This window comes from Pararhodobacter sp. (genome assembly GCF_034676075.1).
Taxonomy (GTDB): Bacteria; Pseudomonadota; Alphaproteobacteria; order Rhodobacterales; family Rhodobacteraceae; genus Pararhodobacter.
Map to the genome: position 1 here is coordinate 1 of NZ_JAUCCQ010000047.1, position 24,792 is coordinate 24,792.

Consider the following 24,792-nt stretch of genomic DNA (forward strand, 5'->3'; position numbering starts at 1 on the left):
CCCCCCCCCCCCCCCCCCCCCCCCCCCCCCCCCCCCCCCCCCCCCCCCCGCTTCCTCAGCGATGCTCGCCCAGCCACTCGGCCGAGGTCTTGATCCCGCCCAGCGGGAACAGATGCACCTTCTGCAGCAGGCTGTCGGGGTTCGTCGCGCGATAGGCGGCGATCTCGGTCAGCAGGTCGGTCGGCGCGAAGGGCACCAGCAGCTTGGTCAGATCCATCGCCCGCTTCTGCAACACGCTGAGCGACGGCCCCACCCCGCAGGCGATGGCGAATTTGATCAGCGTCTGCAGCTTGGTCGGACCCGCCACGCCCAGATGGATCGGCAGGGTAATCCCCATCGCCGCCAGCCGCTCGGCCCAGGCGATGATCGGACCCGATTCAAAGGCGAACTGCGTGGCGATCGCCATCTCGGCGTCGGTCTGCTGCGAGAAGCCCTGCTTCCACATCAGCGCCTCGTCCACCACCTTGGTGCCGCCCGCCGGGTCGATGTCCTTGTTGCCCTCGGGATGCCCCGCGACATGCAGCCGCTTGAAGCCCAGCTGGTCGAAAAGCCCGGTCTTCAGGAGGTCGATGGCCGAGGTGAACTCGCCCGCCACGGTCGGCACGCCGCCCGCCAGAACCAGCGCCTGCTCGGCGCCCGCTTCCTCGCGGTAGCGCTTCAGCCAGGTCTCCAGCGTGGCGCGGCTGTCGATGATCCGGCCGGGGACATGCGGCATCGCCGCGAAGCCCTCGTCCGTCAGTCGCTTCACCGTGGCGACCATCTCGTCGATCGGCGTGCCCTCGATATGGGCGACATAGACCCGGGTGCCCGCCGGCAGGATCTCGGCAAAGCTCTCGATCTTGGCGGCGGTGCGGGGCATCACCTCGATGGAGGCCCCGTCCAGAAGCGCGGCCAGCGCGTCGGACTTGGGTGCAGTCCCCTTGGTGGGGCGCAGGTTGAACAGGGCCATCTCAGATCTCCTCAGCTCTGGTTTCGGTAGGTGAGGCGCGAGGCCTCGTGAATGGGCCAGGGGTGGACCGTGGCGCGCAGCGTCACCTGCCGGTGGCGTTCCACCGCCGGTTTGCGGCTGCCGCCATCGGGTTCGCCCCAGACCACGGACAATTCGGTGCCGGTCACCGCCATCTCGGGCGCGACGATGGCCAGCGACAGGAAGGCGCGTTCATTGGCCGAATAGATCGGCGTGATCGAGACGCCGACCAGCGCGCCGTCCTTTTCCACCCGGTCATAGGGATGGGCCGCGTAATGCGCCGCGGGCATTTCCATGATCTTGGGCGCCAGCCCGTCGGTGTCCTGAAGACCGCGGAACAGGTCCGCCACGTCGTCGGGGTTCCAGACCAGCGTCACCTTCTGGCGATGCGGCCCCGGCGCCATGGCCTCCAGCGCCTTGCGACCGATGAAATCGTGGTCGAATTTCACCACCCGGCCGTAGTCCAGATCCCAGGGGGTGAAGTAATAATCCTCGACCTTGTCCGAGACGAAGCTGCCGCCGATGGTGCTCATCCCCTCGAAGCCGTTCGCGGGCAGCCAGTCGCGATAGGCGCCGGTCGCCTCGCCCGTGTAGATCGCGGGCAGCGGCGAGGGCACCCAGCCCGATTCCGCCGCGGCCGAGGCATAGGCGCGGGACCCCACCTGCCGCAGCCCGAAGGCCTCACCGGCTTTTAGCAGCGCCGCCTTCACCTTGGGACCCTCCGCCGCCGGGCCGAAGATCTCCAACCCCTGCGAGCCGCCCATGCCGTGGCTGAGCGTGCGGGCGACGCAGCCGGCGATGGTGATCTCGCCCATGTTGAAGAATTTGGTGGTCAGCGGCCCGCCCTCGTTAACCGCATTGAGCAGGTCCAGCGCCTTCGGCCCCTGAATCTCGTAGCGATAGGTCAGGCGCGGCTTGTCGGGGTCGTCGAGGCTGCGCTGGTCGCGGACGATCTTGACGTCCCAATCGCCGGTCTCGGCGTGGAACTGCACCCAGTTCGGCACCGGCGGGCGGCCGACGATGTTGACCGCGTCATCCTCCAGCCCGAAGACGATGCAATCGCCGATCAGGTAGCCGTCCTCGTTGCAGCAGACGATCTGCTTGGCCTTGTTGCGGCCGAAGCCCTTGAAGCTGTTGACCGCGACGTGTTCCAGCAGCTTGATCGTATCGGGCCCCGACACATAGAGGTCGGTCATGTGGAACGACTGGTCCATCAGCGCCACGCCCTCGCGCCAGGCGCGCTGCTCTTCGGCCCAATGGGTGAATTCCGAGGCGATGGGGAAGGCGTAGCGCCCGGTCGGGGCGTTGTACATCATGCGGGCCGGGTTGCCCTCGGCGTTGAGCTTGTCGGTGAGCGATTTGACGGTCACGGAATCCTCCCTTGCGAAACCTGTGACCCGTCCATAGCAGGGCGCGCGCCGGCCCGCTTATGTTCGATTTGAATATCACCCGCCACTTTGCTTATATCCGGGCGATGAGCCCCGCCCTGCCCCTCTCCGCCGCCGAGATCCGCGCCGTCCGGGCGCTGGCCGAGCATCGCCGCACCGCGCAGGCGGCCGAGGCGCTGAACCTCAGCCAGTCGGCCCTGTCGCGCCATGTCCGCGCCGCCGAGGAGCGGCTGGGCATCACGCTCTTCCAGCGCGGCTGGTCGGGGACCGACACCACAGCTGCGGGCGATGTGGTGGCGCGGCAATGCCAGCGGGTGCTGAACCGGATCGAGGCGTTTGACGCAGCCCATCCCCCGGCCCGGCTGGCGGCGCTGGCCCGCTGGCGCCATCTGCGCGCCGTCTCGGCCTGCGTCCGGGCCGGTAGCGCCTCGGCCGCGGCGCAGGCGCTGGGGATGCGGCAGCCCGCCGTCAGTCAGGCGCTGAGCGAGGTCGCGGGCTATGCCGGACAGCCCCTTTTCGCCCGGCGCCGCGACGGGTTGCAGGCCCTGCCGGTCGCGCGGGATCTGGCCTTCCTGTGGCAGGAGGTGGCGCAGGAGCTGGGCGCGCTGGCCGGGCTTCTGGACAGCAGCACCACCGGCCTCAGCGGGCGGGTCGCGGTCGGCATGTTGCCGTTTTCCGGGCAGAATCTGGTGATCGAGGCTTTCGCCGAGATGACCCGCGACCATCCGCGGTTGCGGCTGGTGGCGGTGCCGGGGGGCTATTCCATGCTGGTCGACGCGCTGCAACGGGGCGAGATCGACCTGATCATGGGCACCTTGCGCGTCCCGCCGCCGCCCGGCCTGACCGAGGAATGGCTCTACGACGAGGAATACGTGATGATCGCCCGCCGCGACCATCCCTGCCACGACGGCCCGCTGACGCTCGAGGCGCTGGCCGGGCTCAACTGGAGCGTGGCGCCGCATGGCACGCCGGTGCGTCGCTATTTCGAGGCCTTCTTCCTGAACGCCCCCCGCCCGCCGCAGACGCAGTCGGTCGAGATCTTTTCCTTCGCCAATGCCGAACAGATGAGCCTGGGCAGCGAATCCGTGGCGATGCTGTGCTACAACCGCGAGCGTCTGGCCCGGCTGAACCCCGAGCTGAAGCGCCTCGATGTCACTCTCCCCGATCCCCGCGTGCCGGTCGGCCTGACCCGCCGCGCCGACACGCCCGCACCGGCGGCGGTAGACGTGTTCGTGGCGTGCCTGAGGCGTCATATCGCGGCGCTCGGGCTGGTCTAGAGGGTCATCCGGGGGCTCACCCGGTCGGCCATGAAGGTGTCGGCCAGCCGCGTGACCTTGACCTCGCGCACCACGCCCTCGACGGCGAAGGGATCGCCCGCGGCAAAGGCGCGGGCGGCCTCGGGCGTCTCGGCTTCCAGGATGCCCCAATGGCCGATGGCGTCGCCGTCATCGGCCCAGACGGCCGAGCCGATCAGCACCGAAGCCAGACCCTCGCCACCCGATTTCACCCAGTCGCGATGCACCGGGCGCAGGCGGTCGCGGGCCTCGGCCACGCCCTCGTTGTGCAGGCATTCCATCAGGAAGAACATGGGGTTACTCCGACAGGAAAGGGACCAGAAGGTCGGCGACAGCCTCGGGCTGCTCGACCGGGGCGAAATGGCCGGCGTTCTCGATGATCTCCAGCCGTGCGCCGGGGACGAGGCGCTGCATCTCCTCGTGCTGGGCGACGGGCGACCATTGGTCCTGCCGGCCGACCATCAGGAGCACCGGACAGGCGACCCCGGCCAGCCCCGCTACCGCATCCGGCCGGTCGACCAGCGCCTTGATCTGGCGGGCGTGCAGGTCGGGGTCCATGCGCAGCACCATGGCGGTGAGCTCCGCCATCAGCTGCGCGTTCGACTGGTTGCCCTCCCAGACCATCGGCGGCAGCCAGCGCGCGGCCAAAGCCTGCATCCCATGGTCATAGGCGTAGCGGACGATCTCGGCCCGGCTGTCGGGCTCGCCGGGTTTCAGCGGGTGGATCCCGGTATCCAGCAGGGCCAGCCGCTCGATCCTTTCGGGCGCAAGGCGGGTCATCTCGATCGCGACACGGGCGCCCATCGAATGCCCGGCGACCCGCAGCGGGCCCGGGTTGAGGTCCAGCAGATCCTGCGCCATCCGGGTGATGCTGTCCTGGGTGGACAGATCGGCGACGCGGGCCTCGGGCAGACGCGAAACGACCGGCCCCCAGCAATAGGAATCGCACAGGAGGCCGGGGATCAGCAGAACGTTCATCAGTTTATCATCGTGTTGGGCAGGTAGAGCGCGATCTGCGGGAAAGCCACCAGCAGGCCCAGCGTCACCATCATGGCGATCCAGAACGGCACCACGCCGCGGAAGATCGTGCCCAGCGTCACATGCGGCACCAGCGACTTGACGATGAAGACGTTGACCCCCACGGGGGGCGAGATCAGCCCCATTTCCAGCGTCAGCACCACGAGGACGCCGAACCAGATCGGGTCGAGCCCCAGTTGCTGGATCACCGGGAAGAAGATCGGCATCGTCAGCACCAGCATGGCGAAGCCTTCCAGGAAGCAGCCCAGGATCAGGTAGCAGAACAGGATCAGACCCAGCACCACCAGCGGCGGCACGTCGAGACCCGAGAGGAAGGCGCCCAGCTGCTGCGGGATATGCGTCAGCGCCAGGAAGGGAATAATCATATGGGCCGCGATCAGGATCAGCATCACCGTGGCGGTGGTGGTGACCGAGGATTTGGCCGCGTTCCAGAAGACCCTGAGCGTCAGCGTGCGGCTGATGAGGCCGATGGCGATAATCAGGCCCGCGCCGACGGCCGAAGCCTCGGTCGGCGAGAAGATGCCGGTATAGATGCCGCCGATGGTGACGACGATGACCGACAGGATCGGCACAGCGCCGATCATGGCGCGCATCTTCTCGGTCAGGGTGGTGCGCGGACCCGCGGGGCCCATCTCGGGCCAGATCCAGCACATCAGGATGATGGTCAGCACGAACATCGCCAGCAGCAGAAGGCCCGGCAGCACGCCCGCCAGGAACAGCCGGCCGATCGATTCCTGCGTCAGGATCGCGTAGATGACGAAGCCGGTCGAGGGCGGGATCAGGATGCCCAGCGTGCCGCCCGCCGCGACCGAGCCGGTCGAGAGGCGGTTGTCGTAGCCGAAGCGCTCCATCTCGCCCAGCGAGACGCGGCCCATGGTCAGCGCCGAGGCGACCGACGAGCCGGAAAGCGCGGCAAAACCGCCGCAGCCGATGATCGTGGCCGAGGCAAGCCCGCCCCGGACCGAGCCGATGATGGCATAGGCCGCGTCATAGAGCCTGCGGCTCATGCCGGTTTCGGTGGCCACGTTGCCCATCAGGATGAAGAGCGGCACCACCACCAGCTCGGCCGAGGCGCCCAGCGTGAAGGGTTCGGAGGCGAGGTAATTGACGGCGACATTGAAGCCGCGCATCGCGGCGATGCCCAGGAAGCCCACCACGAACATGGAGAAGGCGACCGGAATGCGGAAACCCAGCAGGACGAAGAGGCTCGCCATGCCGATGATGCCAATGGCGAGTTCGCTCATGATTGGTGACCTTCCGAGCGCCGGATCGGCCCGCCCATCAGCAGCGACACCACGCGCAGCAGCATCCCGACGGCGGTGATGATGCAGCAGACGACGATGTAGTACTGGAACCAGGCCTTCGGCAGGTAGATGATATTGGTGGCGAGGTTCAGCATCCGGCTGATGGCGGCGGATTTCCACATCTGCCAGGCGATGCCGGAAAAGATCAGCGCCCCGGTGGCCGCGGCCAGCAGGTCGGTCAGGCGGATCATCCAGTCGGGCATCTTGCGCTCGAACAGGTCGACGGCGATATGCCCGCCCTGCCGGTCGCACAGCGCCATGCCGCCGAAGACGAGGACCACCATCCCCATCTGCGTCAGATCCTGCGCGCCCCTCAGGGGCGAGCCGAAATAGCGCCCGGCCACGTCGATCAGGATGACGACGACTTCGCCGATCAGCCCCAGCGTGCCGAGGATCGCGGACAGGGCGATGACCCTGCCCGCGAAAGTGTCAAGCGTGCGAAGCACTTACTGGCCCTGCATCACGCTCAGGACTTCGGCGCCGCCATCGACGGTGGCGACGACCGCGTCACGGACCGGCAGGGTCAGCGCGGCAAAGGCCTCGGCCTCTTCCGGGGTCAGCGTGTAGACGGTGTTGTCACCGGTGGCGCTGATCTGGTCGATCACCTGCTGGGCGCGGGCGTTCCAGCCTTCTTCGGCCGATTGCGACAGCGGACGGCCGGCGATGGCGTCGAGCGCGGCGCGCTCGTCATCCGAGAGCCCGTCATAAGCGCCCTGGTTCATGACCAGGTAGAACGAGATGCGGCCCAAGGGCGCGCCCAGCGTGTAGCTGTTCGCCACCTCGTCCAGACGGAAATCGCCGATCGCCGAGGCGCCGGTGATCACGCCGTCGATCAGGCCGGTCTGCAGGGCGTTGTAGATCTCGCCCGCGGGCATCTGCACCGGGGTCGCGCCCAGCGCCTCGACGGCGGCGGCGGCAGCCGAGCCCGAGACGCGGATCTTCAGCCCGGCCACATCGGCGGGGGTGCGGATGTCATGGTCGCGCATGATGAAGACGTTGGGCTCGGACAGCCACAGGGCCAGCGGCCGGGTGCCGGGGAATTCGCCATCCAGCAGGCCCGCTTCCTGGGCGTTCCACAGCATGTCGTAGCCGTGCATGCCCTCGGGCAGCGCGCCCGGCAGTTCCGAGATCATGGTGCGCGGGAATTGCGACGAGGTGTAGCCCTGAAGCCCCCAGACGATGTCGGCAACGCCGGTCACGGCGCGGACATATTGCTCCAGGGGACCGGCGCCCAGTTCGCCGCCGGGATAGACCTGGATCTCGACGCCCGCACCCGACACGGCGGCCTGCAGGGGTTCGATGGTCGAGGCGGTCAGCGTGTGCTGCGGCGGCACCCAATGGGCCAGGCGCAGGGTCGTGGCGGTGGCCGGAGCGGCCAGGACGGCGGCAGCGGCCAGCGCCGCACCCGCGGTGCGCAGGGTGGTGAAGTCAAGCATGGCAGTTCCTCCCAGGTTCGGGGCCTCGATGCCCCGGTTCGACGTGCGTCCGCGCCACTATCACCGGAAACGGCGCGCGACAAAATCGTTTTCGCGGCACCGGGCATAAGACCGGGCTATACCTGCCTCCCCGGCAGGGCGCCCGCCCGATGCGGCGAGGACGGCGCGGAACGCCGCCCCTCCGAAGCGGAAACGGCGGCGGGGTGACCCGCCGCCGTCCTGTCCGGTCTTAGCTGCGGGTCCGCCAGCTGTCGGCGTAGTTGGTGCGCGCTTCCGACGAATAGGGCGTCGGCGAGACGCGGACCCGGATGTCCGCCTGCTTGTGCTTCTCGGTCGAGGTCTTGCCGGTCGGCTCGGGCTCGCCCCATTTCAGGGTCAGCACGTCGCCGATCTGCACGTCGGTCGACACGACACCGAGGCTCAGCAGGCAGCGTTCGTTGAACGAATAGCCGTTGAACATCGACATGCCGACCATCGAGCCGTCTTCCTTGCAGACCATGTCGGCCGAGGACGAGGCGTAGTTCGGCTGCGGGAAGTCGATCCACTTGTAGGGCGTGCCCTGCTCGAAGGACGAGGCGATGACCTTCAGCACGTCGTCACGGTTCCATTCGAACGTGACTTTCTTGCGCTTCGGACCTTCGGCCTTGATCTTCTCAAGCGCGGCCTTGCCGACGAAATCGTCTTTCTTCCAGCCGATGTAGAAGTCATAGCCCAGTTCGAACGGGTTGACGTAGTAGTCTTCGATATTGTCCGAGACGAACGAGCCGCCGATGGCGCCCGCCGCTTCGTACATGTCGACACCCAGCCATTCGCGGAAGGCCTTGGTCATGCCGTCGCCGGTGTAGATCCCGGGCAGCGGCGAGGGGATCCAGCCCGATTCCAGCGTGTTGGTCGAGTAGGCGCGCGAGCCGCACTGAACCAAGTTCACACCGGCGTCGCGGGCGGCCTGCATGATGGTCGAGTGGATGTAATCCTTGTCCTTGTAGGGACCCCAGATCTCCAGACCCGGCGCGCCGGACATGCCGTGACGCAGCGCCTGCACCTTCTTCGAGCCGATGTTGATCCAGTCGACGTGGAAGAACTTGATGTCCGGGATCGGGCCGCCGTTCATCTTCTCGAAGATGGCGTTGGCGTCAGGGCCCTGGATCTGGAAGCGGTAATGCTCGCGCAGGACGCGCTCGCCTTCCGGACGGCTGGGGCTGCGCGGGTCATAGCGCAGGCGCACGTTCCACTTGCCATAGGCGGCAGCGAACATCAGCCAGTTCGAGGTCGGCGCGCGGCCGACGAGGATGTACTTGTCCTCGCGCTCGCGGAAAATGATGTGGTCGCCGATGACATGGCCGGCGGGGGTCACAGGCACATAGTGCTTGGCGCGGTTCAGGCCGAAGTTCCCGAAGGCGTTGATGCCGTGATAGGCGAGGAATTCGGTGGCCTGCGGGCCCTCGACGATGACCTCGTCCATGTGGTGCGACTGGTCGAACAGCACCGCGCTGTGGCGCCAGGCTTCCTGTTCGACACGCCAGTTCGAGAATTCAGGCGCGACGACCGGATAGACATACATGCCGATCTTCGAGTTGCGCAGGATGTCGACGGGGTTGCCGCCCTTCTCCGCGATCAGGGCTTCAAGGCTGGTAGCAGCCATCTCGATTCTCCTCCCAAGGCAAGAATGTATACACATTGCTCAGAGGGGGCCGCCTTTGCAAGCGGATTCGACCGATCCGCGGCGGATCGGCATCAATTTGTATGCATCACCCCGACCGCCCCTCGCGCACGATCAGCGCGATCCCGGGCATCGCCTCGGGGGTCTGCGCATCGGTGACGAAGGTCGATTCCAGGTTCGCCCGGGCGATGCGGGCATGTTCGCGGGCGATGGCCTCGGCCCGCGCACCCTCGCGGCGCTCGATGGCCTGGACCATGGCCCGGTGCTGCACCTGCGCCACGACCAGCGAATGATACGAGCGCGCGTTCTCGTTCGAGCCCAGCACGAAGGCCGAGGGCGAGGCGAAGGGCAGCGATTTCACCCGTTCCAGCTCGCGCAGGATCACCGGGCTCTGGCACAATTCCGCCAGCCGGGTGTGGAATTGCGCGTTCAGCTCGCTGTAGCCGTCGAAGTCGATGGCGCCCACGGTGCCGGTGGCGAAACAGGCATCGAGCCGGTCGAGGATCGCGCCGATCTCGGCCAGCGCGCGGGGTTCCGCGCCCTGCTCGGCGGCGAGGCGGGCGGCGGTACCCTCCAGCACGCCCCGGAGTTCGATGGCGTCGGTCACGTCACGCAGGGTGAAACTGCGCACCTGAAAGCCGCCGCCGGGCGCGCGTTCCAGCAGCCCCTCCTCGGCCAGCCGGGACATGGCCTCGCGCACGGGGGTGCGGGAGATCTGCAGATCCTCGCTCAGCGCCACCTCGTAAAGCCGCGTGCCGCCGGGCAACCCGCCGTGGATGATCCGCTGGCGCAGCTCGTAGGTCGCGCGCTTGGTCAGGTTGACGGATTTGGATTCGGCCATGGTTCCCCCCGGTGTATACAGTGAATGTATACATTCCCGGTGGCGCCGCAAACCCTTTCCGCCGCGCGGGCGGCAAGGGCGCGAGGGCGCCTTCTGCCCCCTCTTCGGCTACGCCGAATTCACCCCCGAGGATATTTAAGGAACAAAGATGGGCGTTAGGACTTTCTTAACCGCGCATCTTTGTTCTTCAAATATCCTCCGGGTGGGTGATCGGCGTCTCGGAAACGTGCCAGTGGCACGTTTCAGCCGAGAACGCCGCGCCCGTGGCGCGGCTGGGGGAGGGTGGAAAACCCTCCCGGGTCTCTCAACCCGCGCAACAGCGCGGCGGAGTTATTTCGCCTTCAACCGGACTGAGCCGTCCAGCCGCAGGCATTCACCGTTGACGTAGCGGTTGGTGGCCATGAAGCAGACCGCATCGGCGAATTCCGCCGGATCGCCCAGCCGCTGCGGGAAGGGGATGTCGGCGGCGAGCGCCTTCTGCGCCTCTTCCGGCAGGGTGTAGAGCAAGGGCGTGAGGAAGATGCCCGGCGCGATGACGTTGACCCGGACGCCGACCCGCGCCAGTTCGCGGGCGATCGGCAGCGACATGGCGACGATCCCGCCCTTCGAAGCGGAATAGGCCGCCTGGCCGATCTGCCCGTCCCAGGCGGCGACCGAGGCAGTGTTGATCACCACGCCCCGCTCGCCGTCCTCCAGCGGGTCGGCCGTGGCCATCCGCGCCGAAGCCAGCCGCAGCACGTTGAAACTGCCCACCAGGTTGACGGTGATCGTGCGCTGGAAGACCTCCAGCGCCAGCGGTCCCTCGCGGCCCAGGACCCGGCCCGCGGTGCCGATCCCGGCGCAGTTCACCACGATCCGCGGCACCCCATGCGCCGCCGTCGCCGCGTCCAGCGCGGCGGTGACATCGCCCTCGGAGGTCACGTCGCCGGCAAAGGCCACGCCGCCGATGGCCTCGGCCACCGCCCTGCCCTTGTCGGCCTCGCGGTCCAGGACGCAGACCTTGGCGCCACGCGCCGCCAGCATCCGTGCCGTCGCCTCGCCCAGGCCCGAGCCCGCGCCGGTGACCAGCGCCGATGTTCCCTCGATCTGCATCGCTTATTCCTTTCCGCTTTCGATCACCCGCGCGTCGCCCGCATAGATCGCCGCCACCAGATCGCCCCGATGCGCCCGCACGGCGCGCTGGTTGACCGAGCCCTTGTCGGTGACCTCGCCCCGCTCGATGCTGAGGGATTCCACCATCATCATCACCCGCGGCACCCGCAGGGACGAGCCGGTGGCGGTGGTGTTATAGGCCGCGAGCCGCTTGGCCAGTTCGGCCCTGAGCGTCGGATGGGTGAAGAGATCGGCATCCGCCATCGCCTCGCCGCCCGGCACCAGCTTCTCGATGGCAGGGCGGAAGGGCACCAGCAGCGCGCCCAGCCAATCCTCGCCCTCGCCCACGATCACCGCATCGCGCGCATAGCCGCCCAACGCGTCGGTCAGCTTGGCGCGCAGCGCGCCGACGCCGACCCAGGTCCCGGTCGAGAGCTTGAAGTTCTCGGCCACCCGGCCGTCGAAGAAGAAGCCCTTCGAGGGATCCTCGGGATCGGCGAAGCGCAGCGCGTCGCCCAGGCAATAGAAGCCTTCGTCGTCGAAGGCCTCGGCGGTGAGCTTGGGGTTGCGCCAATAGCCGGGGGTGATGTTCGGCCCCTTGACGCGGGCCTCCCATTTGCCCTCGGTCGGGACCAGTTTCAGCAAGATCTCCTTGGCGGGCACGCCGAGGTTGCCGGGCGCCGCGTCGGGATCGGTGTTGAAGAGCGCGAAGGGCGCGGTCTCGGTCGAGCCGAGGCCGGTGCCCAGCTGGATCCGCTCGCCGGTTGCCTTCTGGGCCAGACGCTCCAGCGCCTCCCAGGTGTGGCTCGCCATGGCAGCGCCAGCGTAATACTTGAACTTCAGCTTCGAGAAGAAGGCGCGGGCGAGGTCGGGATCGTCCTCCATCGCCTCGACCAGCATCTCGTAGCCGAAGGGCACGTTGAAATACCAGTTGGTGCCGACCTCGCGCAGGTTGCGGATCGTCTCGGGCATCATCTGCGGCGTCGGGCGGCCCCCGTCGATATAGAAGGTGCCGCCGTTCCAGATCGCCGCGTTGAACACCAGGTTCCCGGCCGCGACGTGGTTCCAGGGCGCCCAGTCCAGGATCACCGGCGGCTCGTCCTTGAGGAAGGCGTAGCAATCGACCACCTGCTCCATATTGGCGCAGAGCATGCGTTGCGTGGTGATCACCGCCTTGGGACTGCCCGTCGTGCCCGAGGTGAAGAGGAATTTCGCCACCGTATCGAGCCCGGTCGCGGCATTGGCCTTGTCGACGGCGGGCGTGACCGGCGTCGCGTTGAGCCTGGCCCAGTCGAGCGTCACGCCCTCGCCCCGGACCGCCAGCAGCGGCAGGTCGCCGAAGACCTCGCCCACAGCGCGGGCGAAGGGGGCGGTATCCTCGACGAAGACGGCGCCGGGGGTGATCTGTTCGCGGATCGAGATCAGCTTGCCGAACTCGCCCGCCACCAGCGAATAGGCCGGGGCGATGGCGGCCGAGGGGATGCCGACATATTGCGCGCCCAACGCCATCAGCGCATGGGCCACGGAATTCGCGGACAGGATGATCAGCGGCCGCTCGGTGGACAGCCCCATGTCGAGCAGTGCCTGACCGATGGCGCGCACGCGCGCCAGCATCTCGGCGAAGCTCACCCGCTCCCAGTCGCCCGAGGCGCCGCGCTCGGCCATCCAGGTACGCTCGGGCGTCCGGTCGGCCCAGTGATGGATGCGGTCCGAGATACGGTGCGGATAGTCGCCCAGCTTGCCGTTCTGCCAGACCAGGATCGAACCGTCGTCCCGGCGTTCCCAGTCGATATCCGGTTGCCACAGCCTGACGGCGCGCAAGGGTGATTCTGTCATGATGCCTTCCTCCCGAGAGAAAGTTTACATGGATACAATTTCCCCGGATAGCGAATGTTTGTTTACACGGATACTTTTTGCGCGGATACTTCCTCGGGAATCGGCCCGGGGGGAGCGGTTCGCCACCACAGACACGTCAGGGCGACAGGGCACGACATGGATTACCTCACTCTTGAGTATAACGGCGATGTCGCCGTTGTGGGCTTGAATCGTCCGCAGAAGCGCAACGCGATTTCGGATGCGTTCATCGAAGAACTGAACGACGTCATCACCGAGGTCGAGGCGCGCGCCAAGGCCGCCGTGATCCACGGCCACGGCCCGCATTTCTGCGCCGGGCTCGATCTGGCCGAACACGTCAAGAAGACCCCGTTCGAAGGCGTGCACGGCTCGCGGCGCTGGCACGAGGTCTTCGCCCGCATCCAGCGCGGCAAGCTGCCGTGGTTCGCGGCGCTGCACGGCGCGGTGGTCGGCGGCGGGCTGGAGCTGGCCTCGTCGGTGCATGTGCGCGTGGCGGACCGGACGGCGTTCTTCGCCCTGCCCGAAGGCCAGCGCGGCATCTTCGTCGGCGGCGGCGCCTCGGTGCGCTCGGCCCGGCTGATGGGCGTGTCGCGGATGACCGACCTGATGCTCACCGGCCGCTCGGTCGATGCCGACACCGCCGAGCGCTGGGGCATCGCCAATTACGTGGTCGATGCGGGCGAGGCGCTGGCCAAGGCCATCGAGCTGGCCAAGCACGCCGCCACCAATGCCGAGATCTCGACCTATGCGATCATCCATGCCCTGCCGCGGATCGCCGACATGGGCTCGGACGACGGTCTGTTTGTCGAAAGTTTCATCGCCTCGTTCACGGCAACCTCGCCCGAGGCGGAAGCGCGGCTGAATGCCTTCCTGTCGAAAAAGGCAGGCAAGGTCACCAACCCGAACGGGTGAGGCGATGAACGCGCCCTTCACCACGGCAGAAGACGAAACGGTCGAGCTGGGCGCGTTGAACGAGTCGGTCGGCTTCATGCTGCGCATGACCCAGACCCGCGCCTACGACCAGTTCTTCCGCGATTTCGCCGGGACCGATGTCCGGCCCGGCGAATACACCGTGCTTCAGGTCGTGGGCATGAACCCCGGGCTGAAACAGGGCTCGCTGGCCCGGACGCTGAACATCAAGCCCGCGCATATGACCAAGCTGGTGCAGCGACTGGTCCGCGCGGGGCACCTCAAGCGCACCGTCCCGCCCGAGGACCGCCGCTCGGTCCGGCTGGAGCTGACGCAGGCGGGCCAGGCCCATGTCGACCGGCACCACAAGCGCTTCCTGTCGGTCCACCGCGCCGAACGCATCGGGCTGACCGATGCCGAGAATGCAGCGCTTCTGGCGCTGCTCAAGAAACTGTCCTTCAACGAGGGTCCCGAATGCCCCTGAATCTCGACGATATCATCGCCATCGACATCCACACCCATGCCGAGGAGCCCTGCGACTCGTGCCGGGATGATGGCTATAACGAGTTCCAGTCCGGCATGGCCGCCTATTTCAAGAACCCGGCCGGCGCCGAGGGCATGTTGCCGACCGTGCAGGATACCGCCGCCTATTACCGCGAGCGCCGCATCGCTGCGGTGATCTTCCCGGTCGATGCCGAGCGCGAGACGGGCTTCCGGCGCTACCACAACGAGGAAGTCGCCCAGATCTGTGCCGAGAATGACGACATCCTGATCCCCTTCGCCTCGATCGACCCCTGGAAGGGCAAGGTCGGCGTGCGCGAGGCGCGGCGGCTGGTGCGCGACTTCGGCGTGAAGGGCTTCAAGTTCCATCCGACCATGCAGGGCTTCTACCCCAACGACCGCATGGCCTATGAGCTTTATGAGGCAATCCAGGACGAAGGCGCCATCGCCCTCTTCCACACCGGCCAGACCGGCGTCGGCTCGGGGATGCGGGGCGGCATGGGGATGCGGCTCAAGTTCTCGAACCCGATGTATCTGGACGATGTGGCGGTCGATTTCCCCGACCTGAAGATCATCCTCGCGCATCCCTCCTTCCCCTGGCAGGAGGAAGCGCTCTCGGTCGCGACCCACAAGCCCAATGTCTACATCGACCTGTCGGGTTGGTCGCCGAAGTATTTCCCGCCGATCCTGCTGCAATACGCCAACACCATGTTGCGCAAGAAGATGCTGTTCGGATCGGACTGGCCGGCCATCACCCCCGACCGGTGGCTTGCCGATTTCGAGAAAGCCGATTTTCGGGACGAGGTGCGCCCCCTCATCCTGAAAGAAAACGCGAAGAGGTTGCTGAACCTCTGAGCAATCGGGCGTCCTTGGGAGGAGACCAATGATGAAACTCACGAAACTTGCCGGGCTGACGCTGGCCGCGTCGGTCCTCGCCTTCAGCGCCGCCGCGCAGGACCGCGTCCTTCGCATCGCCCCGGCCGCACCGCCCGCGCACCCCGCGAACGGCGTCCTCTACACCAACTTCGCGCAATACCTGCCCGAGGAATCGGAAGGCCGCCTCGGCACCACGATGCTCGGCCCGGAAGTGGTGAACCTGGGCCAGATGAAGGACGCGCTGCAAAGCCAGGTGGCCGAGGTCGGCAACTTCCTGCCCCTCTACTTCCCGGCCGAACTGCCGCACATGTCGCTGGCGGGCGAGCTGTCGCTCACCTCGGGCAACAGCCAGGCTGCCGCCGCGGCGATGACCCAGTGGATCGTCGAATGCGAGCCCTGCCTGCAGGAACTGCATGATTTCGGCTTCGTCTATCTGGGGTCGGGCGCATCCGACGTCTACGAGATCCTCTCGACCCGTCCGGTGCATTCGGTCGAGGATCTGCAAGGCCTGCGCCTGCGCTCGGGCGGCAGCCCCTGGGCCCGCTTTGCCGAGCATTTCGGCGCCGTGCCCGCGCAGATCTCGGTCAACGACACCTTCGAGGCGGTGAGCCAGGGCGTGGTCGACGGCTCGATGGCTTCGATCGCCGACCTGATCTCGTTCCGGCTGGTCGATGTGATCCGTCACGTCACCTTCCTGCCGCTGGGCCTCTATCAGGCGACCTCGAACTTCATGACCTCGGGCCAGACCTGGTCGGAACTCTCGGTCGAGGACCGCGCCGCCATGGCCCGCGCCGCGAACCGCGCCAACGCCGACTTCACCAACCGCTGGGGCCACACCATGCCGGCCGAGGCGGAAGAAGCCGCGCGCGCCGCCGGGATCGAGCTCTATCAGGCCGATGACGAATTCATCGCCGCCGTGCAGGAGTTCGTCGCGACCGAGGCCGCGACCGCCGCGACCATCGCACAAGAGCGCTTCGGCATCGCCGATGCCGCCGATCGCATCGCCCGCTTCCAAGAGCTCTATGCCCAGTGGGAAGCCGTGGCCATCGAGGTCGACAACGACCCCGTGCAGATGGCGCAGCGCGTCTATGACGCGGTCTGGGCGAACGTCGATTACGCGACCTACGGCCAGTGATCCCCGACTGCCGGGCCCCTTCCGGGCCCGGCGGTTTCCTGTCCTGCTTGGCCCGCAAGGCAACCGGAGCTTCCGATGAACCGTCTGGAACGGATCGAGGACGCGGCACTGTCGCTGCTCGCGCTGCTGGGAGCGATCGCCACCATCGCCCTCATGTTGCATGTCGCCGCCGACATCACCCTGCGCAACCTCACCAACCGCCCGATCCCCGCCACCTTCGAGGTGGTGACGAATTACTACATGGTCGCGCTCGCCTTCATCCCACTCGCCTGGGTCGAGAAATCCGGCGGCATGGTGCAGGTCGAGGTGCTGGAGGGCTTCATGAGCCCCTTCGTCAAGCGCCTCTCCGACCGCATCGTCTCGCTGATCTCGATGATCGTCTACGGCGTGCTGGCCTATGTCACCTGGCAGGTGGCGATCCGAAATTCGGCCACCGGCAGCTTCCTAATGGCCAATAACGTCCGCGTGCTGACCTGGCCCGCCTACTGGATCCCGCCCTTGGGCTTCGGCCTGGCCGCGCTGGTCACCTTCATCCGTCTCGTTTCGCCCCTCAAGGATCCGCGCGTATGAGCATCACCGTCGGTTTCATGGGCGTCGCCGTCCTCTTCGTGCTGCTGGCCCTGCGGGTGCCGGTGGCAATCGGCCTGATCGGCGTCTCGTTCGGGGGCGTGGCCTGGATGCTGGGCCTGACGCCCGCCATCGGCATCGTGTCGAACACGCCCTTCTCGTTCATCGCCAACTGGACCCTCTCGGCCGTGCCGATGTTCCTGCTGATGGGCTTCGTGAGCTACCACGCGGGCCTGACCGCCGGGCTGTTCGAGGCCGCGAAGGCCGTGCTGCGCCGGGTGCCCGGGGCGCTCGCCATCTCGTCCATCTTCGCCTGTTCGGGCTTCGCCGCGGTCTGCGGCTCGTCCTTGGCCACCGCCGCCGCCATGGGCCGGATCGCCATTCCGGAAATGGTCCGTTCGGGCTATTCGCCCAGCTTCGCCGCGGGCTCCATCGCGGCGGGCGGCACCATCGGCGCGCTGATCCCGCCGTCCATTCTGATGATCGTCTATGGCGTCTTCGCCGAGACCTCGATCACCAAGGTCTTCGTCGGCGGCATCACCATCGGCATCGTTACCGCGATCTCGTACTCGGTGATCGTGTTGCTGACCTGCTGGCTGCGCCCCGACATCGCCCCGCCCCGGCCGCTCGATGCCGAGGGGCTGGACACGAAGAAGGCGCTGCTCAACATCTGGCCCGTGCTGCTGCTGATGGGCGTGGTGTTCGGCGGCCTTTTCACCGGCACCTTCACCGCCACCGAAGCGGGCGCGGTCGGCGCGCTGGGATCGTTGATCATCGGCATCGTCACCAAGCGCCTGACCTGGAGCATCTTCCGCATCTCGATGATCGAGACGCTGCAGACCTCGGCCTCGCTCTTCATCATCGGTGTGGGCGCGGCGATGTTCACCCGCTTCCTCGGCCTCACCGGGCTGTCCGGGTTCCTGTCGAACTTCGTCGCCGGGGCCGACCTGCCCTATTGGCAGCTGATGGCCGTGGTCGTGATCATCTACCTGATCCTCGGCATGTTCATGGAGCCCTTCGGCGCCATGATGGTGACGCTGCCGGTGCTGCTGCCGATCTTCCGGCAGGAAGGCATCGACCTGGTGTGGTTCGGCGTCCTGCTGGTCAAGCTGCTGGAGATCGGGATGATCACGCCCCCTGTCGGCATGAACGTCTTCGTCATCCGAAACGTGGCCAGCCAATACGCGACGGTGACGCAGATCTTCAGGGGCGTGGTGCCCTTCCTCGGCGCCGACCTTGTCGTGGTGATCCTGTCGATCGCCTTCCCCGCCTTCATCCTCTACCTGCCGAGCCTGATGTGACCTACCGCCAAGACGCCGAGGCGATGCGCGACGCCCTTTCGCGCACCCCCAGCTGGAGCCGCGCCCGCGGCGCGCTGGATGACGAGACGCTGGACTCGATCCTGACCGAGGCCGCCAAGGTCGCCGAACAGGTCGTGGCGCCGCTCGATGTCATCGCCGACCGCGAAGGCGCGCGCTACCTGGACGGCCGCGTCCGGGTGCCCGAGGCCTATCACCCCGCCTTCGACACGCTTGCCGAGGGCGGCTGGATGGGGCTGGAGGTCTCGGAAGAACTGGGCGGGATGGGCATGCCGCTCGCGCTCTACGCCGCCTCGGGCCCGATGTTCGACCGCGCCTGCCCGGCGTTCAACATGGCGGTGGTCAGCACACGCTCGGCGGCGCTGCTGCTCACCGACTGGGCCGGGCCCGAGATCCGCGACGATTGGGTCCCGGCGCTGGCGGCGGGCCAACGCTCGGCCACGATCTGCATCTCCGAGCCCGGCGCGGGCTCGGACGTGGGGCGCATCCGCACCCGCGCGGTGAAGCAGCACGACGGGACCTGGCGGGTCAGCGGCCAGAAAATCTGGATCAGCTTTGGCGACCATGACTTGAGGGAGCGCATCGGCCATTGCCTGCTGGCCCGCACCGGCGACGCGCCCGGCACCCGGGGCCTGTCGTTGTTCCTGGTCGAGCGCGGCCCGGGCGTGACCTGCGAACGCATCGAGGAGAAGATGGGCCTGCACGGCTCGCCCACCTGCGCGCTGCAATTCGAGGACGCCCCCGCCCGGCTGATCGGCGAAGAGGGCCGCGGCCTGCCGCAGATGTTCTCGATGATCCGCCACATGCGCCTGTCGGTCGCCTGCCAGGGCTTGGGGGCGGCGCTGAAATGCTACGACGTGGCGGCCCGGCATGCCCAGGACCGCCGCCAGGGCGGCAATCCCAAGGAGCCGCCGGTTCCGATCATCACCCACCCCGATGTGCGCCGCCAGCTGATCGAGATGAAAAGCGCCATCGACCTCTACCGGCTGGCGCTGCTTGAAGCGGCCTGTTCCGCGGATCTGTCCTCGGAGGACGAGGATCTGGCCCGCTTCACCGCATGGATGCTGCCGCTGATCAAGAATTTCGGCGCGGAACTCGCCTTCGACACGGCGGCGAAGTCCATTCTGGTGCTGGGCGGCTCGGGCTTCACTCGGGATTACCCGCTGGAGCAATCGCTGCGCGACAGCCGGGTCTATGCGATCTACGAGGGCACGACCGGCATGCAGGGGCAGGATTTCTTCCTGCGCCAGACGCTGGGCGACGGCGGCAAGGGGCTGGGGGTCTTCCTGTGCCGCGCCCGGGCCGAAGCCGCCGACCACCCGCAGGCGCGGGCGGTCATCGAAAGCTTCGCCGCCTTCATCGCCCGCGCCGCGACTGAGCCTGACCGCGAGCGGCAGGCCTGGATGGCCGACGGGGTGCTGCGCGCGGGCTGGGTGGCGGTGCAGGCCTGGCTGTCCTGCCGCATCGCCGGGACGCCCGAAGCCCGCCATTTCCTCGCCGCCGCCCCGGCGCTGATGGCGTTCCACATCGCCAAGGCCGAGGCACCGATGGTGGCCTGAGGGTTTCGCCCTCGGTCCTCGGGCGACCACGGCGGGGGGCCAGCCCCCCGCACCCCCCGGGATATTTGAGGAACAAAGATGGGGCGGGGCCCGCCCGCAGCAACGCCCCTCGGGAACGGGTCACAGGCCCTGCCCGAGGGCGCGCAGGATCGCCACGAACTGGGCCTGGGCGGCCGTCGGCAGCCAGTCGGCCCGGTGGCTGAGGCCGATGGGCCGCGCCGACCCCGGCAGCGCCAGATCCAGCGGCACCATGGCGCCCAGCGCGATCTCGGCGCTGGCCTGCAGGCGGCTGATACAGCCGATATGATCGGACAGGCGCAGCAATTCCCGCATCAGGATCGCCGAGCCGCATTCGATGAGCGCCGGGCGCGGCAGATCCCCCGCCCCGAGCGCGTCCAGCGCCTGTTCGAAATGGGCGCGCGAAGGCGTGTCGGCGCGGGGCAGGATCCAGGGGAAACCCGTCAGCGCCGACGCCGTCAGCGGCGCGGCCAGCAGCGGATGGCCCGGGCGCGCGACCAGCACCAGATCGTCGGTGAAGAGCCGTTCCTCGGTCACATCCGGCACCGGGGCGGGCTGGCGCAGCGCGCCGATCAGCAGGTCGATCTCGCCCCGCCTCAGCCCGGCCAGGAGGTCCTCGTAGGGGCCGTCGACCACGCTCAGCGCCGTGGCCGGGCGCAGGCGGCGGAACTCGGCCAGCGCCCGGGGCAGGACGATCGAGCGCGACAGCGGCATGGCGCCGATGATGATGCGCCCGGCCTCGCGCCCCGAGATCTCGCCCAGATCCGCCGCCGCCTGGTCGAGTTCGGAAAAGCAGAGCCGCGCGGCATCGGCCAGTGCCTCGGCGGCGCGGGTCGGCTGCACGCGGCGGCCGTTGCGCTGGAAGAGCGGGCGCCCGGCCTCGGATTCAAGCTGGGTCACGGCGCGGTGGACGCTGGGCTGGGCAAGGCCCAGCCGGTGCGCGGCGAGGGTGAAATTCTCGGCGTCGCGCACGGCGATCAGCGCCGTCAGCTGCGCCCGGGTCGCGGTCAGCACCAGCCGCGGCGCCACCGCCGCCAGCGCCGCATCGAGCCGCCCCAGCGCCCGGCGAAGCCGCCTGCCGAAGGCGCGCCCGGCCTCGGTCGGCCCCGCCCCGTCGCGCCCGTGGTTGAGGAGCGGCAATCCCGCCTCGGCCTCGAGCCGGGCCATGGCCTGCGAGGCGGCGGGTTGCGAGACATGGCAGGCGCGCGCCGCCCCGGTCACCGTGCCGGTGGCGAGGACGGCCAGGAACACCCGCAGGTGGCGCAGGTTGGGTGTCACCCGCGCAGCGCCGCCAGCAGCGCATCGGCGCGGGCCTCGAGGCCTTCGTCCTCCATCGGCACGCCAAGCGCGCCCAGCTGGTCCTGCCAGAGCGCCGTCGCCGCGGCCATGCGGTCGGGCAGGCCCAGTTCGGTCAGCGTCTTCGCCACCTCGCGCATCTCGGCCGCACGGCGGATGCCATGCGCGGCCATCCGTTCGAGGTTATAGGCCGAGCGCTGGACCCAGTCGAAGCCCGGGTCCGATTTCTGCAAGGAGGCCAGCACCTTGCCCTCGACCCCGGCGGTCCGCGCGGCCAGCAGGCATTCGGCGGTCAGCGCCTCGATCCCCTTGATCATCACCGAGCGCAGCATCTTGATGGTCGAGGCCTGGCCCACCGTCTCGCCCACCAATGTGGGCTTCATGCCAAGGCCGAGGAGCGCCGCCTCCGCCGCTGCGGCATGCGGCCCCGCGACCAGGAGCGGCACGGCGGCACGCAGCGGATGCACCGGCGCCATGATGGCCACATCGACATAGCGCCCGCCCGCGGCCCCGATCACCGCCGCCGCGCGGCCCTTGGTGCCGGGCGAGCAGGAATTGCCGTCGAACCAGAGCGTGCCGGGCGGCAGATGCGGCGCGCATTCCCGCGCCGCGGCCTCGGCCCGGTCGGCGGTGACGAGGCACCAGACCGCCCCGGCCCCCGCCAGCGCCGCCCCGCGGTCGGGCGCGGCCTCCACCCCCAGCCCGGCCATGGCCGCGGCGCGGTCCTTCAGGTCGAAACCCGTGACCCGCGCGGGCTGCGCGACAGAGTCCGCAAAGGCCTGTCCGGCCTCGCCGAAGCCGATGAATGCGAGTGTCTGCATGGCTGCCTCCGTCCTTCTGCCGGGCATGACTATAGCACTCTCTTATACCCGCGCACGGCTTTCCGATTGGACTTCCGCCCGCCGGATGCGCAGATTGCGCCCAGATCTGGAGGAGCTTTCCATGACCGAGAAGAAAAAGACCGCGCTGATCGTCAGCGCCCATGCCGCCGATTTCGTCTGGCGCTGCGGCGGCGCGATCGCGCTGCATGCCGAGCTGGGCTACAACGTCACCGTCGCCTGCCTCTCCTACGGTGAGCGCGGCGAAAGCGCCAAGCTGTGGAAAGAGGGCAAGACCCTTGACGAGGTGAAGTCGATCCGTCGCGCCGAGGCGGAAGCCGCAGCCAAGGTGCTGGGCGTGCATGACCTCGTGGAATTCGACCTCGGCGATTACCCGATGGATTTCACCCGCGACGACCGCATGAAGCTGGTGCAGGTCATGCGCGACGTGCAGCCCGCCTTCATGATGTCGCATTCGCGCTGGGACCCCTATAACTCGGACCACATGAACACGACGCAGATCGTGCTCGAATGCCGCGCCACCGCGCAGGCCTGGGGCCACAATCCGGGCGAGAAGGTTCTGGGCGCGCCGCAGGTGTACCTCTTCGAGCCGCACCAGACCGAGCAGATGGGCTGGAAGCCCTCGGTCTTCCTCGACATCACGCCCGTCTGGGAAAAGAAGCGCGCCGCCATGGAGCACATGAACGGCCAGGTCCATCTGTGGGACTATTACACCCGCGTCGCCCAGCAGCGCGCCAACCATTTCAAGCGCAACTCGGGCGGCATGTCCGGCGGGCGCGATTGCAAATACGCCGAAGGCTTCGAGTCGATCTTCCCGCGCACGGTGGACGAACTCTGAGAGCCGAGGCTCCGTTTCCCCCGCGCGGTTGCAAGCCCGCGCCGGGGGGTCACGGGGGCACCGGCCGACGGTGCCCCCGCCTGTTTCGGGGCTTTCGCCCCTTCACGATCCGGCCCAGAGCCGACCATTGCGCCGAACAGAAAGGCTGATCCCATGGGAGTCGTCGTCCAGAACATCGACCGCGCCGACAAGGCGGTCATCGAGGCCCTCGGCAAGGCGGGCGTCGCCACCGTGCACGAGGCCCAGGGCCGCACCGGCCTGATGGGCTGCAAGATGCGCCCGATCCAGCAGGATCTGACGATCTGCGGCTCGGCCGTGACCATCTCGGCGCCGCCCGGCGACAATTGGATGATCCATGTGGCGATCGAGCAATTGCAGGCGGGCGACGTGATGGTGCTGGCGCCGACCTCGCCCTGCGACATGGGCTATTTCGGCGATCTGCTGGCCACCAGCGCCATGGCGCGGGGCTGCAAGGCGCTGATCATCGACGCGGGCGTCCGCGACACCCGCGATCTGCGCGGCATGGGCTTCGGCGTCTGGTCGACGGCGGTCTCGGCCCAGGGCACGGTGAAGGAGACGCTGGGCTCGGTCAACGTGCCGGTGGTCTGCGCCGGTGCGCTGGTCAACCCGGGCGATGTGGTGATCGCCGATGACGACGGCGTGGTCATCGTGCCGCGCGCGAAGGCGGCCGAGGTGGCGAAGGCCGCGCAGGTGCGCCTTGACGCCGAGGAGGCCAAGCGCGTCAAGCTGGCCTCGGGCGAGCTGGGGCTCGACATCTACAAGATGCGGCCGCGGCTTGAGGAAAAGGGCCTCAAGTACATCTGACGGAAGCGGGGGGCTTCTCGCCCCCCGCACCCCCTCGCCAAAGGGGGGAGCACGCTCCCCCCTTTGGAAACCCCCCGTGGATATTTGGAGAACAAAGATGGGCGATCCGGTTGAAGAGGGAATCCCGTGTCTCTGGATGCGGGGCGGGACCTCGAAAGGGGCGTATTTTCTGGCAGCCGACATGCCCCGCGATACGGCGGCCCGCGATGCGCTGCTGCTGGCGATCATGGGCTCGCCCGATGCGCGGCAGATCGACGGGATCGGGGGGGCGGATCCGCTGACCTCGAAGGTGGCGATCCTGGCCCCGGCGTCGCGCCCTGATGCGGATGTGGATTACCTCTTCCTGCAGGTCTATGTCGACCAGGCGCTGGTTTCCGACGCTCAGGGCTGCGGCAATATCCTGGCCGGCGTGGGCCCGGCGGCGATCGAGCGCGGGCTGGTCGCGCCTGCGGGTGACGAGACGCCGGTGCGGATCCACATGCTGAACACCGGTGAGGTGGCGCTGGCCCGGGTCCAGACCCCGGGCGGCAAGGTCAGCTACCGGGGTGACGCGCGGATCGACGGCGTGCCGGGCAGCCATGCCGCGGTGCCCCTGATGTTCCAGAACATCGCCGGGTCGATGTGCGGCAGCCTCCTGCCCTCGGGCAACGTGGTCGATGTGATCGACGGGGTGGATTGCACGCTGATCGACAACGGCATGCCCTGCGTGATCATGGAAGCCGCGGCCTTCGGCCTGACGGGCGAGGAAAGCCGCGAGGCGCTGGATGGTGACAGCGCGCTGAAGGCGAAGCTGGAGGCGATCCGCCTGCAGGTCGGGCCGCTGATGAACCTCGGCGACGTGACCGACAAATCGGTGCCGAAGATGACCCTGGTCTCGCCCGCCCGGAATGGCGGCGCGATCAGCACCCGCAGCTTCATCCCCCACCGCTGCCACGCCTCGATCGGCGTTTTCGCTGCGGTCAGCGTCGCCACCGCCTGCACGCTCGAGGGTTCGCCCGCTGCGAAACTTGCGAGCCTGCCCTCGGACGGCCGCTACCTGATCGAGCACCCGACCGGCGCCGCCGAGGTGCTGATCGAGACCGACGCCAAGGGCGAGGTCACCGGCGCGGGCACGCTGCGCACCGCGCGCAAGCTCTTCGACGGCCGGGTCTTCCCGCACGCCTGACGCCTCTTCGTTCTTGAAATATCCTCGGGAGGATTTTCAAGGAGGGTGGAAAACCCTCCTTGAAGCAGGG

The 24,792-nt window shown here is 68.1% G+C and carries 24 protein-coding genes; 11 read left to right on the forward strand and 13 right to left on the reverse strand.

Annotated elements, in window-relative coordinates; genetic code table 11:
• Positions 1-55: 55 nt before the first annotated feature.
• Positions 56-949: a methylenetetrahydrofolate reductase gene (locus tag VDQ18_RS13345; protein WP_323021426.1), complete on the reverse strand. Its 894-nt coding sequence runs from the start codon at positions 947-949 to the stop codon at positions 56-58.
• A gap of 11 nt (positions 950-960) precedes the next feature.
• Positions 961-2,337, reverse strand: coding sequence for an aminomethyl transferase family protein (locus VDQ18_RS13350; protein ID WP_323021427.1), 1,377 nt, complete (start codon positions 2,335-2,337; stop codon positions 961-963).
• A 59-nt stretch (positions 2,338-2,396) separates the two neighbouring features.
• Here VDQ18_RS13350 and VDQ18_RS13355 point away from each other — a divergent pair, with 59 nt between their 5' ends.
• Entirely contained in the window at positions 2,397-3,632 is a 1,236-nt protein-coding gene (locus VDQ18_RS13355; protein ID WP_323021428.1) for a LysR family transcriptional regulator, read from the forward strand.
• Here the strand turns inward: VDQ18_RS13355 and VDQ18_RS13360 are convergent.
• The 9 genes from VDQ18_RS13360 to VDQ18_RS13400 form a co-directional block, all read right to left on the reverse strand.
• Entirely contained in the window at positions 3,629-3,943 is a 315-nt protein-coding gene (locus VDQ18_RS13360) for a YciI family protein (protein ID WP_323021429.1), read from the reverse strand. The two genes, VDQ18_RS13355 and VDQ18_RS13360, sit on opposite strands and share 4 nt — an antisense overlap.
• Positions 3,944-3,947: 4 nt before the next feature.
• Positions 3,948-4,628, reverse strand: a complete 681-nt coding sequence (locus tag VDQ18_RS13365) for an alpha/beta hydrolase (RefSeq protein ID WP_323021430.1) — start codon at positions 4,626-4,628, stop codon at positions 3,948-3,950.
• The gene (locus VDQ18_RS13370) at positions 4,628-5,932 is read right to left on the reverse strand and encodes a TRAP transporter large permease (RefSeq protein ID WP_107749818.1); all 1,305 of its coding nucleotides are present in this window, start codon (positions 5,930-5,932) and stop codon (positions 4,628-4,630) included. Before VDQ18_RS13370 ends, VDQ18_RS13365 begins: the two co-directional genes overlap by 1 nt.
• The gene (locus tag VDQ18_RS13375; RefSeq protein ID WP_323021431.1) at positions 5,929-6,438 is read right to left on the reverse strand and encodes a TRAP transporter small permease; all 510 of its coding nucleotides are present in this window, start codon (positions 6,436-6,438) and stop codon (positions 5,929-5,931) included. The genes VDQ18_RS13370 and VDQ18_RS13375 overlap by 4 nt, the downstream gene beginning before the upstream one ends.
• On the reverse strand, positions 6,439-7,428 hold the full coding sequence (locus VDQ18_RS13380; protein WP_323021432.1) for a TRAP transporter substrate-binding protein: 990 nt from the start codon (positions 7,426-7,428) through the stop codon (positions 6,439-6,441).
• 229 nt (positions 7,429-7,657) lie between these two features.
• Positions 7,658-9,070 carry a vanillate/3-O-methylgallate O-demethylase gene (gene ligM, locus VDQ18_RS13385; RefSeq protein ID WP_323021433.1) on the reverse strand — a complete coding sequence of 471 codons (1,413 nt, stop codon included), beginning with the start codon at positions 9,068-9,070 and terminating at the stop codon, positions 7,658-7,660.
• A 106-nt stretch (positions 9,071-9,176) separates the two neighbouring features.
• Positions 9,177-9,929, reverse strand: coding sequence for a GntR family transcriptional regulator (locus VDQ18_RS13390; RefSeq protein ID WP_323021434.1), 753 nt, complete (start codon positions 9,927-9,929; stop codon positions 9,177-9,179).
• A gap of 330 nt (positions 9,930-10,259) precedes the next feature.
• A complete protein-coding gene (locus tag VDQ18_RS13395) occupies positions 10,260-11,021 on the reverse strand; it encodes an SDR family NAD(P)-dependent oxidoreductase (RefSeq protein WP_323021435.1) in 762 nt (253 codons plus the stop codon).
• A gap of 3 nt (positions 11,022-11,024) precedes the next feature.
• Complete coding sequence (locus tag VDQ18_RS13400) at positions 11,025-12,857, reverse strand: feruloyl-CoA synthase (RefSeq protein WP_323021436.1); 1,833 nt, start codon at positions 12,855-12,857, stop codon at positions 11,025-11,027.
• 156 nt (positions 12,858-13,013) lie between these two features.
• Here VDQ18_RS13400 and VDQ18_RS13405 point away from each other — a divergent pair, with 156 nt between their 5' ends.
• The 7 genes from VDQ18_RS13405 to VDQ18_RS13435 all read left to right on the forward strand — a co-directional run bounded on the left by VDQ18_RS13405 (position 13,014) and on the right by VDQ18_RS13435 (position 19,741).
• Positions 13,014-13,787, forward strand: coding sequence for a crotonase/enoyl-CoA hydratase family protein (locus VDQ18_RS13405; protein ID WP_323021437.1), 774 nt, complete (start codon positions 13,014-13,016; stop codon positions 13,785-13,787).
• A gap of 4 nt (positions 13,788-13,791) precedes the next feature.
• The gene (locus VDQ18_RS13410; RefSeq protein ID WP_323021438.1) at positions 13,792-14,268 is read left to right on the forward strand and encodes a MarR family transcriptional regulator; all 477 of its coding nucleotides are present in this window, start codon (positions 13,792-13,794) and stop codon (positions 14,266-14,268) included.
• Positions 14,259-15,140, forward strand: coding sequence for an amidohydrolase family protein (locus VDQ18_RS13415; protein ID WP_323021439.1), 882 nt, complete (start codon positions 14,259-14,261; stop codon positions 15,138-15,140). Before VDQ18_RS13410 ends, VDQ18_RS13415 begins: the two co-directional genes overlap by 10 nt.
• Before the next feature lie 31 nt (positions 15,141-15,171).
• Entirely contained in the window at positions 15,172-16,296 is a 1,125-nt protein-coding gene (gene dctP, locus VDQ18_RS13420) for a TRAP transporter substrate-binding protein DctP (RefSeq protein ID WP_323021440.1), read from the forward strand.
• 75 nt (positions 16,297-16,371) lie between these two features.
• Positions 16,372-16,866 (forward strand): TRAP transporter small permease, encoded by a 495-nt coding sequence (locus tag VDQ18_RS13425; protein WP_107749808.1) that lies wholly within the window; start codon positions 16,372-16,374, stop codon positions 16,864-16,866.
• A complete protein-coding gene (locus tag VDQ18_RS13430; protein ID WP_323021441.1) occupies positions 16,863-18,164 on the forward strand; it encodes a TRAP transporter large permease subunit in 1,302 nt (433 codons plus the stop codon). The genes VDQ18_RS13425 and VDQ18_RS13430 overlap by 4 nt, the downstream gene beginning before the upstream one ends.
• The gene (locus tag VDQ18_RS13435) at positions 18,161-19,741 is read left to right on the forward strand and encodes an acyl-CoA dehydrogenase family protein (protein WP_323021442.1); all 1,581 of its coding nucleotides are present in this window, start codon (positions 18,161-18,163) and stop codon (positions 19,739-19,741) included. Before VDQ18_RS13430 ends, VDQ18_RS13435 begins: the two co-directional genes overlap by 4 nt.
• A 120-nt stretch (positions 19,742-19,861) precedes the next feature.
• On the opposite strand, the gene VDQ18_RS13440 is transcribed toward VDQ18_RS13435, so the two are convergent.
• Both VDQ18_RS13440 and VDQ18_RS13445 read right to left on the reverse strand, forming a co-directional pair.
• A complete protein-coding gene (locus tag VDQ18_RS13440; protein WP_323021443.1) occupies positions 19,862-21,037 on the reverse strand; it encodes a LysR family transcriptional regulator in 1,176 nt (391 codons plus the stop codon).
• Complete coding sequence (locus VDQ18_RS13445; RefSeq protein WP_323021444.1) at positions 21,034-21,876, reverse strand: DUF1932 domain-containing protein; 843 nt, start codon at positions 21,874-21,876, stop codon at positions 21,034-21,036. The genes VDQ18_RS13440 and VDQ18_RS13445 overlap by 4 nt, the downstream gene beginning before the upstream one ends.
• Positions 21,877-21,997: 121 nt before the next feature.
• Here VDQ18_RS13445 and VDQ18_RS13450 point away from each other — a divergent pair, with 121 nt between their 5' ends.
• From VDQ18_RS13450 to VDQ18_RS13460, 3 genes are all read left to right on the forward strand, one after another.
• Positions 21,998-22,732 (forward strand): PIG-L deacetylase family protein, encoded by a 735-nt coding sequence (locus VDQ18_RS13450; RefSeq protein WP_323021445.1) that lies wholly within the window; start codon positions 21,998-22,000, stop codon positions 22,730-22,732.
• Positions 22,733-22,885: 153 nt separating this feature from the next.
• Positions 22,886-23,557 carry a 4-carboxy-4-hydroxy-2-oxoadipate aldolase/oxaloacetate decarboxylase gene (locus VDQ18_RS13455; RefSeq protein ID WP_323021446.1) on the forward strand — a complete coding sequence of 224 codons (672 nt, stop codon included), beginning with the start codon at positions 22,886-22,888 and terminating at the stop codon, positions 23,555-23,557.
• A gap of 97 nt (positions 23,558-23,654) precedes the next feature.
• A complete protein-coding gene (locus VDQ18_RS13460) occupies positions 23,655-24,722 on the forward strand; it encodes a 4-oxalomesaconate tautomerase (RefSeq protein ID WP_323021447.1) in 1,068 nt (355 codons plus the stop codon).
• The last annotated feature ends 70 nt before the right edge of the window (positions 24,723-24,792 follow it).

Excerpts from the sequence above, each read along its gene's own strand:
- VDQ18_RS13345 (WP_323021426.1), bottom strand. The coding sequence starts at position 949 with ATGGCCCTGTTCAACCTGCGCCCCACCAAGGGGACTGCACCCAAGTCC.
- VDQ18_RS13355 (WP_323021428.1), top strand. The coding sequence starts at position 2,397 with ATGTTCGATTTGAATATCACCCGCCACTTTGCTTATATCCGGGCGATG.
- VDQ18_RS13360 (WP_323021429.1), bottom strand. The coding sequence starts at position 3,943 with ATGTTCTTCCTGATGGAATGCCTGCACAACGAGGGCGTGGCCGAGGCC.
- VDQ18_RS13365 (WP_323021430.1), bottom strand. The coding sequence starts at position 4,628 with ATGAACGTTCTGCTGATCCCCGGCCTCCTGTGCGATTCCTATTGCTGG.
- VDQ18_RS13370 (WP_107749818.1), bottom strand. The coding sequence starts at position 5,932 with ATGAGCGAACTCGCCATTGGCATCATCGGCATGGCGAGCCTCTTCGTC.
- VDQ18_RS13380 (WP_323021432.1), bottom strand. The coding sequence starts at position 7,428 with ATGCTTGACTTCACCACCCTGCGCACCGCGGGTGCGGCGCTGGCCGCT.
- ligM (WP_323021433.1), bottom strand. The coding sequence starts at position 9,070 with ATGGCTGCTACCAGCCTTGAAGCCCTGATCGCGGAGAAGGGCGGCAAC.
- VDQ18_RS13390 (WP_323021434.1), bottom strand. The coding sequence starts at position 9,929 with ATGGCCGAATCCAAATCCGTCAACCTGACCAAGCGCGCGACCTACGAG.
- VDQ18_RS13395 (WP_323021435.1), bottom strand. The coding sequence starts at position 11,021 with ATGCAGATCGAGGGAACATCGGCGCTGGTCACCGGCGCGGGCTCGGGC.
- VDQ18_RS13400 (WP_323021436.1), bottom strand. The coding sequence starts at position 12,857 with ATGACAGAATCACCCTTGCGCGCCGTCAGGCTGTGGCAACCGGATATC.
- VDQ18_RS13405 (WP_323021437.1), top strand. The coding sequence starts at position 13,014 with ATGGATTACCTCACTCTTGAGTATAACGGCGATGTCGCCGTTGTGGGC.
- VDQ18_RS13410 (WP_323021438.1), top strand. The coding sequence starts at position 13,792 with ATGAACGCGCCCTTCACCACGGCAGAAGACGAAACGGTCGAGCTGGGC.
- VDQ18_RS13415 (WP_323021439.1), top strand. The coding sequence starts at position 14,259 with ATGCCCCTGAATCTCGACGATATCATCGCCATCGACATCCACACCCAT.
- dctP (WP_323021440.1), top strand. The coding sequence starts at position 15,172 with ATGAAACTCACGAAACTTGCCGGGCTGACGCTGGCCGCGTCGGTCCTC.
- VDQ18_RS13425 (WP_107749808.1), top strand. The coding sequence starts at position 16,372 with ATGAACCGTCTGGAACGGATCGAGGACGCGGCACTGTCGCTGCTCGCG.
- VDQ18_RS13430 (WP_323021441.1), top strand. The coding sequence starts at position 16,863 with ATGAGCATCACCGTCGGTTTCATGGGCGTCGCCGTCCTCTTCGTGCTG.
- VDQ18_RS13445 (WP_323021444.1), bottom strand. The coding sequence starts at position 21,876 with ATGCAGACACTCGCATTCATCGGCTTCGGCGAGGCCGGACAGGCCTTT.
- VDQ18_RS13450 (WP_323021445.1), top strand. The coding sequence starts at position 21,998 with ATGACCGAGAAGAAAAAGACCGCGCTGATCGTCAGCGCCCATGCCGCC.
- VDQ18_RS13455 (WP_323021446.1), top strand. The coding sequence starts at position 22,886 with ATGGGAGTCGTCGTCCAGAACATCGACCGCGCCGACAAGGCGGTCATC.
- VDQ18_RS13460 (WP_323021447.1), top strand. The coding sequence starts at position 23,655 with ATGGGCGATCCGGTTGAAGAGGGAATCCCGTGTCTCTGGATGCGGGGC.